The organism is Staphylococcus schweitzeri, assembly GCF_002902405.1.
In the GTDB taxonomy this organism is placed as follows: Bacteria; Bacillota; Bacilli; order Staphylococcales; family Staphylococcaceae; genus Staphylococcus; species Staphylococcus schweitzeri.
Window position 1 is genome coordinate 53,152 of the sequence record NZ_PPQS01000004.1, and the last position, 13,764, is coordinate 66,915.

Consider the following 13,764-nt stretch of genomic DNA (forward strand, 5'->3'; position numbering starts at 1 on the left):
ATGTTACCATTTCTTATACGCTATAGCGATGGTCATGTTCATTCACAATGAAAAATTCAAACCACTGCAAAGTAACGCAAGTCTTTTTGTGGTTTGATATATGATAAGAAATATAAAAAAGCCTGTTGTCACAATGGTCATAGATACGAATTATTTCAAAGGTTTCTGAATGTTTCAGTACATCCTTTAAAACTTGTATCGATGTCGGCTAACGTGATGACAGGCTTTTATTTTTTAAATATTCATTAGTTTCTCTTCTTGTTTAATACGTACATATAAGAAATACGCATATGGTACTAATAAAATAGTTGTATATGTTGCGTGTGTTAATAATAATACACCAATTAATTCAGGTATGATGTTTAAGAAGTAATTTGGGTGCTTCGTAATTTTGTATAATCCTGATTTAATAATAGGATGATTTGGTAAAATGAATAATTTTAATGTCCAGATACCGCCAAGTGTTTTAATTACCATAAATAACATGATATAAGCAAAAATTAAAACGACTAATCCGATGGCGTTTGCTAAGCTAAAAGTATCTTTATTAATAAGAGCTTCTATACCTGCACAAACATAAATTAATACGTGTGTAATAGCTAATAGCTTTGAGTTTTTAACGCCGTATTCAATAGCACCATCTGCTTTTAATTGTTTTGAATGATTAATTGAAATCTTTAAGCTGATCAATCGGATACAGAAAAAGATAAGTAATATAGATAAGATCATGATGTCCTCCGTCATTATGTTTATATGTATACGCGTTGGTTTTGACAACATAAAGTATTTTATAGATAAAGTTTGTCAAATACTATTAACTATTTATTAATTTTAATACATAAATATGTTCCTAAATAAGTGTTTATGTTCAGTATTTTGGATGATTTAATAATTTTAAGGATATTAAGCGCTTACACCAACGTGATATATTTGGCTTAACGAAAATGATTGAGGTGACAGAGATGAACTTTTTTGATATCCATAAGGTTCCAAACAAAGGCATTCCATTATCAGTACAACGTAAATTATGGCTTAGAAACTTTATGCAAGCTTTCTTCGTAGTGTTCTTTGTGTATATGGCTATGTACTTAATTCGAAACAACTTTAAAGCGGCACAACCGTTTTTAAAAGAAGAAATCGGATTATCTACATTAGAACTTGGTTATATCGGATTAGCATTTAGTATCACGTACGGTTTAGGGAAAACGTTGCTTGGTTATTTTGTCGATGGACGTAACACAAAACGTATTATTTCATTCTTACTTGTATTATCTGCGATTACAGTTTTAATTATGGGATTTGTGTTAAGTTACTTTGGTTCTGTAATGGGACTATTAATTGTTCTTTGGGGGCTTAACGGTGTGTTCCAATCGGTTGGCGGACCTGCTAGTTATTCAACAATTTCAAGATGGGCGCCACGTACGAAACGCGGTCGTTATTTAGGTTTCTGGAATACATCTCATAATATTGGTGGTGCCATTGCAGGTGGTGTCGCACTTTGGGGGGCTAATGTATTCTTCCATGGTAATGTTATAGGTATGTTCATTTTCCCGTCAGTAATCGCATTACTTATTGGTATCGCGACGTTATTTATCGGAAAAGACGATCCAGAAGAATTAGGTTGGAATCGTGCCGAAGAAATTTGGGAAGAGCCGGTAGATAAGGAAAATATTGATTCTCAAGGTATGACGAAATGGGAAATCTTTAAAAAATATATCCTGGGAAATCCAGTTATATGGATTCTATGTATCTCGAACGTATTTGTATATATAGTACGTATCGGTATTGATAACTGGGCGCCATTGTATGTGTCAGAGCATTTACACTTTAATAAAGGTGACGCAGTTAACACAATTTTCTACTTTGAAATTGGTGCTTTAGTTGCAAGTTTATTATGGGGTTATGTATCAGACTTGTTAAAAGGACGACGTGCAATTGTAGCTATTGGATGTATGTTCATGATTACATTCGTTGTATTGTTCTATACAAATGCGACAAGTGTAACGATGGTAAATATTTCATTATTTGCATTAGGTGCTTTAATATTCGGCCCACAATTATTAATCGGTGTATCATTGACTGGTTTTGTTCCTAAAAATGCCATTAGTGTGGCTAACGGTATGACAGGTTCATTCGCTTATTTATTCGGTGACTCAATGGCTAAAGTTGGATTAGCTGCTATTGCGGACCCAACACGTAACGGTTTGAATGTATTTGGCTATACACTAAGTGGTTGGACAGATGTGTTTATCGTCTTCTATGTAGCGCTATTCCTAGGTATGATTTTGTTAGGTGTCGTTGCATATTATGAAGAAAAGAAAATTAGAAGTTTAAAAATTTAATTTAAATAATTCAGAGGTTTGCCAATTGATTACTATTATTTTGGCAATACCTGCCCCGAAGGCATGTGCGTGAAGAGATGAAAGATACTGCTTCTACCCTTGCAAATATATCATCTCTATGTCTCGGGGCAGATCATAATTCCCTGTTATGAAGTATCCTTATTTGCCCGACTTAGGGTGACTCAATGAATTTACTCCCTACAATATAGGCATATAGCGGTGTCGATATAGTAGGGAGTATTTGTTTTACAGATAATTATTAGCAAGGCTATTTTGTTTGTTTACTATAATCACTTGGCGACATTTGTAGATATTTTTTAAAATGATAGCTAAACATTTTATATTCTGAAAATCCTACTTTGTCTGCAATTTCATAGTGCTTATAATGTCGATCTAACAATTGTAGAGATTGTAAGATACGATAACGATTTAAATAATCGACAATTGTAATACCAACATGATCTTTAAATGTTCGCATCGCATATGATTCACTAACATCGATATGTTGAATTAAATCTGAAACAGTCACTTTCGTTTGATAAGATTGCTTAATTTGATCAACAATCTGATTTACATAATAATCATTGTATTCGATTTTTAATAATGGTTGGAAAGCATCATGACAAGGTGCTAAGCTACGTCCGTAATGTGACTGTTGCTCTAATAACATTCGAACAAGTCTCTCTAAAATACCTTCTAATTGAGCGTGATCTACGGGCTTTAATAAATAATCTAGAACATGATGTTGAATACCAGCTTTCATATATTCGAAATCATCATAACTAGATAAAATGATGACATTGCAATTTAAATGTGCAATATCATTGAGCAAATCGACGCCATTTTTTCGAGGCATACGAATATCAGTGATAACTAATTCAGGTTGATGTTGACGAATGAGTGATAGTGCTTCTACACCATCTTTAGCAGTGTATATCGTGTTAAAATAGTATTCTCCCCAAGGAATCATTTGTTTTAAACCTTCTCGTATAATACGTTCATCATCACAAATCACAACTTTAAACATCTACATTCCCCCTTGAAATAGGTATTTTATAACAAATTAATGTGCCTTGATTTGGTTTTGAAAAAATATGAAGCCGAGCAATTGAACCATATTGAATCATCGCCTTATTATGTAAATGATTTAAACCTAGATGTTCAGTATCAAATACATCATCATTTAGTGACTGACGCACATGTTTTAATCGAGAAGCTGACATACCGATACCATTATCGCAAACTAAAATATGTAAAGCATGAGGTCTTAATGATAGTCTAATCTTGATATTTAATGTTTCTATATCTCTGCCATGTTTAATAGCATTTTCCACGAGAGGTTGAATCATCATTTTCCCAATAGATTGGTGTCGTGCATCTTCGGAACTTTCAATATGAAGTTTTATCATGTCATCAAAACGAATATTTTGTATCGCGACATACTGTTCAATGTATTTTAATTCTTCGTCTAATTTAACAGTATGTGAGTTTGTACGTAGTGAATAACGCAACATTTGCGATAATTGTTGTACGACCGATTGTGCTAGTTTAGGTGACAGTGTAATTAAATATTGTATTGTTTGCATCGTATTGAATAAAAAATGAGGTTGAAATTGACGTTCAATCTCTTTTAATTGTATATCCCTTAATCGACGTTCGGTGTGTTCAATCGAGTGAATCAATTGTTCATTTGATTCAAATAGATCGTAAATATAATTATTTATTTCTTCTAGTTCGCTATTATTATTTAATGGTGTATAAGCACCTAGATGTCGATTTTTAGCGTAGTAAATCTTTTGAATAATCGTTTCGATATCTTTCGTTTGTCGTTTAGCCATATTATCTGCACTCATAAATCCAAAAATGACAAGTAAAAAAAGAACAATCATCATGACAATCAATAATGTAATGCCATCTTCAATCGTTTCATGTATATCTTTGTAAATAATGAGTCGATGATCAGTGATATTTAGTTTTACAGACTCATTCATAAAGCCGAATTGTGATGGTTTGTATTTTTCACCAATAGTAAAACGGTCATCATTGGCGTATAAAATATTGTCATATTGATCAACAATAAGTGCAAATTGGCGGCTATCTTTTTTAATTTCACTTAATCTTGGCGTATTGGCCATATAAATTTTAATCGTATATGTACTGTTTTTGAACTTAAGTTGGTTTTCTGACAATAAATACATTTGTTTCGTATTTAAATGCTCATAATTGTTAGTTATAAATTGCTTTGGTCCAGATAATTCATAATAAAGTGTAGCCGGCTGTTCATGTATTAATTTTAATAATTCACGTTTTGTAACAGTAACATCATGACTATTTGTTAAATCGAGCTCTTGAAATGAATGCTGCTGATGCTTAATGAACGTTTGAATGTTTCTCTCGGTACGTTGTAATTCTGCTTGGCTTTCATCAGTGTGTTGATGAATTGTTCGATGCTCAATCCAAATATATATTGCGTAAAAGCTTATCAACCCGATAATAATTACTAAAAATACTGGGAAAATGGTAGATGCAAATAACGATCTTCTTAATTGGTGTCTGTATGGTTTATATGCTGTCATTGAATCATCTCCAAAAACTTATGATGCTGAACGTTAGGTAATTTAGATTTCGGTATTAAAGGTATATTCTTCAGATTGGCAATAGATTTGTCATTTTGTTCAGTGACATCTTTTCGAATTGATTTAGCATCAAACTCAGCGACTAAACGTTGTTGTACAGATCGACTTGTCAAATATTGTACTAACTTCTTACGTTTAGGATGAGGATGTGCATTTTTAACTAATGCAATACCGTCAACATTTAACATCGTACCTTCTGTAGGATAAATGATAGATATTGGATAGCCTTTATTTTTCCAAGTGCGTGCATCCTGTTCATAACTAAGTCCTGCATAGTATTTACCTTTCGCTACATCTTCAATAACTTTAGAAGTGTGTGAAAGTTGCATTGCGTGATTTTGAAACTGATGAACATCACTCACTTGATGATTTATACTATAAATGGCTCGCATATGTTGGTAACCTGTGGTTGTTGTGTTTGGATTAGAATATGCGATATGTCCTTTAAGCACAGGTTGCAACAAATCTTTATAACCTCGAATGGCAATATCACCTTGTAAGTCTTTATTCACCACAATTACTGTAGGCATTAACAGAAAACTGGTTACATATTTATTGTTTGATCGATAATCATCTAGTTGTTGTGTGACAGAACAATCTTGATAGGGTACAAAATCTTCTGTATGATCAATCGTTTCTGATAATACGCCCCCCATAAAGACATCACCGCGTTCAGAAAGTTTCTCTTGATGCAAATTCGAAAGTAATACTTGTGTAGATCCTCGTTTAATTTCTATTTTGACGTGTTCTTGTTTTTCAAATTCATTTAAAATTGGACGAATCAAGGTTGCTGGATACGGGGAGTATACCGTTAATACATTTTTATCTTTATCAGCGTGACGTATATTAGTGCATGCTGATAAAAAAATCAGAAATAGTAGCAAGATATAAATTTTTGATTTCATGATATCCCATCAATTCTATGTATATTTTAATACAATAATTTTAGCAATAAATGACGCATAAGTAATGTTAAATATTTAGAAATATTTAAATATGACTTGTTAAGTCGCTGCAAATGTTGTGAATAGCAGATAATTTTAGTTTGTCAAGACGACTTGTCTATGACGTAAAAACAAACTGTTATATTTTATTTGTAGCTGTTATATAAAATTTTGTAAGAAATTAAACAACATTGATGTAGAAATTTACGTAAAAAAGGGCTTGATTTCGTTTCTTCATGTATAAAAGTAAATGTTTTAAAGTATTGATTTAACGCTTTTTAACAATCATTTTTTAATAACAAATATATGAACTAAGATAAACTTTTAAATCAATGAAAATCGTGAACATTATAACTGTTGTGTAACAGAATGGAAATAGCATGATACTGTTACACAAATTAGTACAGTTTCTATATTTTGACATACATTTGATGAAAATTGTACATAATTTATGTGAAAAAAATCACAACAACCATGCTACAATGACTGTGAAAACGTTAACATAGAATTTCGAATTCACAACATTATACAGATGGAGGCGTTTAGTATGTTAGAAACAAATAAAAATCATGCAACAGCTTGGCAAGGATTTAAAAATGGAAGATGGAACAGACATGTAGATGTAAGAGAGTTTATTCAATTAAACTACACACTTTATGAAGGTAATGATTCATTTTTAGCAGGACCAACAGAAGCAACTTCTAAACTATGGGATCAAGTAATGCAGTTATCGAAAGAAGAACGTGAACGTGGCGGCATGTGGGACATGGATACGAAAGTAGCTTCAACAATCACATCTCATGACGCGGGTTATTTAGACAAAGATTTAGAAACTATTGTAGGTGTACAAACTGAAAAACCATTCAAACGTTCAATGCAACCATTTGGTGGTATTCGTATGGCTAAAGCAGCTTGTGAAGCTTACGGTTACAAATTAGACGAAGAAACTGAAAAAATCTTTACAGACTATCGTAAAACACATAACCAAGGTGTATTCGATGCATATTCTAGAGAAATGTTGAACTGCCGTAAAGCAGGTGTCATCACAGGTTTACCTGATGCATACGGACGTGGACGTATTATCGGTGACTATCGTCGTGTAGCTTTATACGGTGTAGATTTCTTAATGGAAGAAAAAATGCATGACTTCAACACAATGTCTACAGAAATGTCTGAAGATGTAATTCGCTTACGTGAAGAATTATCAGAACAATATCGTGCATTAAAAGAATTAAAAGAACTTGGACAAAAATATGGTTTTGATTTAAGCCGTCCAGCTGAAAACTTTAAAGAAGCAGTTCAATGGTTATACTTAGCATACCTTGCTGCAATTAAAGAACAAAACGGTGCAGCAATGAGTTTAGGACGTACATCAACATTCTTAGATATCTATGCTGAACGTGATCTTAAAGCAGGTGTCATTACTGAAAGTGAAGTTCAAGAAATCATTGACCACTTCATCATGAAATTACGTATTGTTAAATTTGCTCGTACACCTGATTACAATGAATTATTCTCTGGAGACCCAACTTGGGTAACTGAATCTATTGGTGGTGTAGGTATCGACGGACGTCCACTTGTTACGAAAAACTCATTCCGTTTCTTACACTCATTAGATAACTTAGGTCCAGCACCAGAACCAAACTTAACAGTATTATGGTCAGTACGTTTACCTGACAACTTCAAAACATACTGTGCAAAAATGAGTATTAAAACAAGTTCTATCCAATATGAAAATGATGACATTATGCGTGAAAGCTATGGCGATGACTATGGTATCGCATGTTGTGTATCAGCGATGACAATTGGTAAACAAATGCAATTCTTCGGTGCACGTGCGAACTTAGCTAAAACATTACTTTATGCTATCAATGGTGGTAAAGATGAAAAATCTGGCGCACAAGTAGGTCCTAACTTCGAAGGTATTAAGAGTGAAGTTTTAGATTATGACGAAGTATTCAAGAAATTCGATCAAATGATGGATTGGCTTGCAGGTGTTTACATTAACTCATTAAATGTTATTCACTACATGCACGATAAATACAGCTATGAACGTATTGAAATGGCATTACATGATACAGAAATTGTACGTACAATGGCAACAGGTATCGCTGGTTTATCAGTAGCAGCTGACTCATTATCTGCAATTAAATATGCACAAGTTAAACCAATTCGTAACGAAGAAGGTCTTGTAGTAGACTTTGAAATTGAAGGCGATTTCCCTAAATATGGTAACAATGATAACCGTGTAGATGATATCGCAGTTGATTTAGTAGAACGCTTCATGACTAAATTACGTAGTCATAAAACATATCGTGATTCAGAACATACTATGAGTGTATTAACAATTACTTCAAACGTTGTATACGGTAAGAAAACTGGTAACACACCAGACGGACGTAAAGCTGGCGAACCATTCGCACCAGGTGCAAACCCAATGCATGGTCGTGACCAAAAAGGTGCATTATCTTCATTAAGTTCTGTAGCTAAGATTCCATACGATTGCTGTAAAGATGGTATTTCAAATACATTCAGTATCGTACCAAAATCATTAGGTAAAGAACCAGAAGATCAAAATCGTAACTTAACTAGTATGTTAGATGGTTACGCAATGCAATGTGGACACCACTTAAATATTAACGTATTTAACCGTGAAACATTAATAGATGCAATGGAACACCCAGAAGAATATCCACAGTTAACAATCCGTGTATCTGGTTACGCTGTTAACTTCATTAAATTAACACGTGAACAACAATTAGATGTAATTTCTCGTACATTCCATGAAAGTATGTAACAAAATTTAAGGTGGGAGCACTATGCTAAAGGGACACTTACATTCCGTCGAAAGTTTGGGTACTGTCGACGGACCGGGATTAAGATATATATTATTTACACAAGGATGTTTACTTCGATGCTTGTATTGTCACAATCCAGATACTTGGAAAATTAGTGAGCCATCAAGAGAAGTCACAGTTGATGAAATGGTGGATGAAATTTTACCATATAAACCATACTTTGATGCATCAGGTGGTGGCGTAACAGTAAGTGGTGGCGAACCATTATTACAAATGCCATTCTTAGAAAAACTGTTTGCAGAGTTACAAGAAAATGGTGTGCACACTTGCTTAGATACGTCAGCTGGGTGTGCCAACGATACTAAAGCATTTCAAAGGCATTTTGAAGAATTGCAAAAACATACAGACTTGATATTATTAGATATAAAACATATCGATAATGACAAACATATTAGATTGACAGGAAAGCCAAATACACACATCCTTAACTTCGCGCGCAAACTGTCAGATTTGAAACAACCTGTATGGATTCGACATGTCCTTGTGCCTGGTTATTCTGATGATAAAGACGATTTAATTAAACTAGGAGAGTTTATTAATTCTCTTGATAACGTCGAAAAATTTGAAATCCTTCCATATCATCAGTTAGGTGTTCATAAGTGGAAGACATTGGGCATTCCATATGAATTAGAAGATGTAGAAGCGCCTGATGACGAAGCTGTTAAAGCAGCCTACCGTTATGTTAACTTCAAAGGGAAAATTCCCGTTGAATTATAAATAAAATTCAGACCGAAAAGAAAGCATATGCAACTTCATGAGCGAAGCGGCATATGCTTCTTTTTCAATTGTATAATGTTGTATCAGTTGTAGTAAGTATATGAAACAGATCTTGTTATGGCTGAAGAAAGGCGATAGTTCTTTGTGCTCGATTATGCTGAAGCTCCCCATAAATTATTAAAAGGTGTTGTCCAGCATTCTCATGATAATACTTACTTAGGCGATTGATTGCTATTTACATATTAGTATGAGTCTTTTCAGATTTTTATTGACCCTGAGTAATTAAAAATATTAAGATGAAAATTAATACCAAAACAATATGGAGCGTGATTATGAAGAGAATTATTACAGATATATGGACAGTTTTTAAACTACTGTATCAAAATAAAGGGCGATTTAGTATCAATGCTTTATTATTACAATTGATTATGATATTTATCAGTAGTACATACTTAATCTTACTGTTCAATTTAATGTTAAAAGTAGCTGGTCAAAGTCAACTTACGATTAATAATTGGCTAGAAATTGTAAGTCATCCAGCAAGTGTGATACTACTCATTATATTTATATTAAGCATTGCCTTTTTAATTTATGTTGAATTTTCATTGCTAGTCTATATGGTTTATGCTGGATTCAATCGTCAAATTATTACGTTTAAATCTATTTTTAAAAATGCTTTTATTAATGTAAGAAAACTTATTGGCGTACCAGTCATTTTCTTTATTATTTATTTAATATTAATGATACCCATTGCCAACCTTGGTCTGAGTTCAGTACTAACGAAAAATATTTACATACCTAAATTTTTAACGGAAGAACTTATGAAAACGACAAAAGGTATTATTTTTTACAGTGCCTTTATGATTATCATCTTTATTTTAAATTTCAAATTAATATTTACCTTGCCGTTAACTATTTTGAATCGTCAGTCATTATTTAAAAACATGAAATTAAGTTGGCAAATTACGAAACGAAATAAATTTCGCCTTGTTATAGAGTTTTTGATTTTAGAATTTATTATTTCAGCAATATTGACGATAGTTGTTACAGGTGTAACTTTCATGGCAATATACTTAGATGAAGAGGGCAATAAATTCTTAGTATCATCAATATTATTTGTTGTGTTGAAAAGTACTTTGTTCTTTTACTACTTATTTACGAAGCTATCATTGATTAGTGTCTTAGTATTACATTTAAAACAAGAAAATGTACTATATCAACCAACTTTGGAGTTTAAAGATCCAAAACCGAAACGAAAATCTAAATTTTTTATTTTAACGATGATTTTAGCACTGGTATGTTTTATTGGTTATAATATGTACCTGTTTTACAATAATTCAATTAATCAAAATATCTCGATTATTGGACACCGTGGATTTGAAGATAAAGGTGTTGAAAATTCGATTCCGTCATTAAAAGCTGCAGCAAAAGCAAACGTTGAATATGTTGAACTAGATACCATCATGACAAAAGATAAGCAATTTGTTGTAAGTCATGATAATAATTTGAAGCGTTTAACAGGTATCGATAAAAACATTTCTGAGTCGCGGTTTAAAGATGTAGTTGGCTTGAAAATGCGTCAAAATGGTCATGAGGCAAAGTTAGTATCATTAGATGAATTTATTGAGCAAGCGAAACGGGCAAACGTGAAGTTATTAGTAGAACTAAAGCCGCATGGTAAAGAACCAGCAGACTATACAAAGCGTGTGATTGATATTTTGAAAAAGCATGGTGTTGAACATGACTATCGAGTGATGTCGTTGGATTATGATGTGATGACTAAGATAAAAAAAGAAGCGCCGTATATCAAATGTGGATATATTATCCCATTACAATTTGGTCATTTTAAAGAAACGTCATTAGATTTCTTTGTCATTGAAGATTTTTCATATACACCAAGGCTTGTTAATCAAGCACACTTAGAAAATAAAGAAGTATACACTTGGACAATTAATGGTGAAGAAGATCTCACGAAATATTTACAAACCAATGTTGATGGTATTATCACAGATGACGCAGCGTTGGCAGATCATATTAAAGAAGCGAAGAAAGATGAAACTTATTTTGATCGCTCAATAAGAATTTTATTTGAATAATATAAAGACCTCTAGAAGTTATCGCAATGATACTTTTAGAGGTTCTTTTAATTTTGTAATATATGGGGAGTGATATTTTATTGGCTTATGATGATGTGTCAAATAGTTGTAGGACAAAAATGTCTCAAACACATGCATATGATTGTGAGGAGGATTGCTAAATATTTTTAGAATGTGAATGATTAGAAATTGAGTTATAAATACTTTCTAGTCTAATCTTTGCTTTAGTCATTTGATCCAAATTTTTAGTGCGTATAGCTGATTTGGCGATATAATGTGCTGCTAAAATATCTCGCTTTTGATATGAATCTAAGTTTAGATGAGATAATGTATTTAGTTCGGTGTTTGCAATTAATATATATAATCGATCTACAAGCGCTTGATGTTGATACGTATGTGATGAAGTTTCAGATTTGCTTGCTAATTTAATACCAGTCGTATCAAGGAGCGCCGCTTTAATACCAGCAACTAAATATGCTTTGATTTTCATTTGTGTTGTCATGCTATGTTACTCCTTTGATGTACATTAATCAAAAGAATTATACACCATTGTATATTGCAAAGCTAATTAACTATAATAAAATGATAGTTAATGCTTTGTTTATTCTAATTAATATATAGTTAATGTCTTTTAATATTTTGTTTCTTTAAAGTAGGTTGGGCAATTACATTTTGGAGGAATTAAAAAATTATGAAAAAGCAAATAATTTCGCTAGGCGCATTAGCAGTTGCATCTAGCTTATTTACATGGGATAACAAAGCAGATGCGATAGTAGGTAAGGATTATAGTAAAGAATCAAGGGTGAAAGAGAATAGTAAAAATGGAGCTACTGTTTCAGATTATTACTATTGGAAAATAATTGATAGTTTAGAATCACAATTTACTGGAGCAATAGATTTATTAGAAGATTACAAATATGGAGATACTATTTATAAAGATGCAAAAGACAGATTGATGACACGAGTATTAGGTGAAGACCAGTATTTATTGAAGAAGAAGATTGATGAATATGAACTTTATAAAAAATGGTATAAGAGTTCAAATAAGAATTCTAATATGCTTACTTTCCATAAATATAATCTTTATAAATTAACAATGAATGAATATAATGATATTTTCAACTCTTTAAAAGATGCAGTTTATCAATTTAATAAAGAAGTTAAAGAAATAGAGCATAAAAATGTTGACTTGAAGTCATTTGATAAAGATGGAGAGGAAAAGGCAACTAAAGAAGTTTATGATCTTGTTTCTGAAATTGATACATTAGTTGTAACGTATTATAGTGATGATAAACATAGGGAACACGCTAGAGAGTTGCGGGCAAAACTTGATTTAATACTTGGAGATGCAGATAAGCCACATAAAATTACAAATGAACGTATTAAAAAAGAAATGATGGATGACTTAAATTCAATTATTGATGATTTCTTTATGGAGACTAAACAAAATAGACCGAATTCTATAACAAAATATGATCCAACAAAGCACAATTTTAAAGAGAATAGTGAAAATAAGCCTAATTTTGATAAATTAGTTGAAGAAACGAAAAATGCTGTTAAAGAAGCTGACGAATCTTGGAAGACTAAAACTGTCAAAAGTTATGGTCAGACTGAAACAAAATCACAGGTAGTTAAAGAAGAGAAGAAAGTTGAAGAACCTCAAGCACCTAAAGTTTCTAAACAACAAGAAGTTAAAACTACGGTTGCTAAAGCTGAAGAAGCAACACAAGCAGTTGTACAACCTCCAGTTAAGATTCCAGGAGGAACAATTCAAGGTGAAATTGTTCAAGGTCCAGATTTTCCAACAATGGAACAAAAAACACCAGCTTTAAGCGACAATTATACACAACCATCTGTCACTTTACCGACAATTACAGGTGGAAGTGAAGTGCAAAACCCTGTTGAGTCAACATTGAAAGATGTACAAGGAGAAACAAATGATATTGAAGTTAAACCTCAAGTAATTGAAAAAGCTGAAGGTTCACAATATGGTCCGAGACCACAATTTAACAAAACACCTAAGTATTTGAAATATAGAGATGCTGGTACAGGTATTCGTGAATACAACGATGGAACATATGGATATGAAGCAAGACCAAGATTTAACAAACCATCAGAAACAAACGCATACAACGTAACGACACATGCAAACGGTCAAGTATCATATGGCG

The 13,764-nt window shown here is 32.5% G+C and carries 9 protein-coding genes and 1 pseudogene; 5 read left to right on the forward strand and 5 right to left on the reverse strand.

Going from position 1 to position 13,764, the window contains the following annotated elements:
• Positions 1-234: 234 nt before the first annotated feature.
• Positions 235-729 (reverse strand): isoprenylcysteine carboxyl methyltransferase family protein, encoded by a 495-nt coding sequence (locus tag CD116_RS01185; protein WP_047548854.1) that lies wholly within the window; start codon positions 727-729, stop codon positions 235-237.
• Positions 730-962: 233 nt separating this feature from the next.
• Here CD116_RS01185 and uhpT point away from each other — a divergent pair, with 233 nt between their 5' ends.
• On the forward strand, positions 963-2,342 hold the full coding sequence (gene uhpT / locus CD116_RS01190; protein WP_047424162.1) for a hexose-6-phosphate:phosphate antiporter: 1,380 nt from the start codon (positions 963-965) through the stop codon (positions 2,340-2,342).
• Between the two features lie 268 nt (positions 2,343-2,610).
• Here uhpT and CD116_RS01195 read toward each other — a convergent pair whose 3' ends face one another.
• The 3 genes from CD116_RS01195 to CD116_RS01205 are packed head-to-tail and all read right to left on the reverse strand — an operon-like array spanning position 2,611 to position 5,883.
• The gene (locus tag CD116_RS01195; protein WP_047548851.1) at positions 2,611-3,369 is read right to left on the reverse strand and encodes a response regulator transcription factor; all 759 of its coding nucleotides are present in this window, start codon (positions 3,367-3,369) and stop codon (positions 2,611-2,613) included.
• Positions 3,362-4,918, reverse strand: a complete 1,557-nt coding sequence (locus tag CD116_RS01200) for a sensor histidine kinase (RefSeq protein WP_047548848.1) — start codon at positions 4,916-4,918, stop codon at positions 3,362-3,364. Before CD116_RS01200 ends, CD116_RS01195 begins: the two co-directional genes overlap by 8 nt.
• The gene (locus CD116_RS01205; protein ID WP_047548845.1) at positions 4,915-5,883 is read right to left on the reverse strand and encodes an extracellular solute-binding protein; all 969 of its coding nucleotides are present in this window, start codon (positions 5,881-5,883) and stop codon (positions 4,915-4,917) included. The genes CD116_RS01200 and CD116_RS01205 overlap by 4 nt, the downstream gene beginning before the upstream one ends.
• A gap of 586 nt (positions 5,884-6,469) precedes the next feature.
• Between CD116_RS01205 and pflB the strand changes: the two genes are divergently transcribed.
• The 3 genes from pflB (at position 6,470) to CD116_RS01220 (ending at position 11,593) form a co-directional block, all read left to right on the forward strand.
• On the forward strand, positions 6,470-8,719 hold the full coding sequence (gene pflB, locus CD116_RS01210) for a formate C-acetyltransferase (RefSeq protein WP_047424152.1): 2,250 nt from the start codon (positions 6,470-6,472) through the stop codon (positions 8,717-8,719).
• Between the two features lie 22 nt (positions 8,720-8,741).
• Positions 8,742-9,497, forward strand: a complete 756-nt coding sequence (pflA, locus tag CD116_RS01215; protein WP_047548842.1) for a pyruvate formate-lyase-activating protein — start codon at positions 8,742-8,744, stop codon at positions 9,495-9,497.
• A 332-nt stretch (positions 9,498-9,829) separates the two neighbouring features.
• Complete coding sequence (locus tag CD116_RS01220; protein ID WP_047529176.1) at positions 9,830-11,593, forward strand: glycerophosphoryl diester phosphodiesterase membrane domain-containing protein; 1,764 nt, start codon at positions 9,830-9,832, stop codon at positions 11,591-11,593.
• Positions 11,594-11,750: 157 nt separating this feature from the next.
• Here CD116_RS01220 and CD116_RS01225 read toward each other — a convergent pair whose 3' ends face one another.
• Positions 11,751-12,095 (reverse strand): complement inhibitor SCIN family protein, encoded by a 345-nt coding sequence (locus CD116_RS01225; protein ID WP_047424146.1) that lies wholly within the window; start codon positions 12,093-12,095, stop codon positions 11,751-11,753.
• Between the two features lie 189 nt (positions 12,096-12,284).
• On the opposite strand from CD116_RS01225, the pseudogene coa reads away from it, so the two are divergent.
• Positions 12,285-13,764, forward strand: a pseudogene (gene coa, locus CD116_RS01230) (staphylocoagulase); the annotation flags it as partial.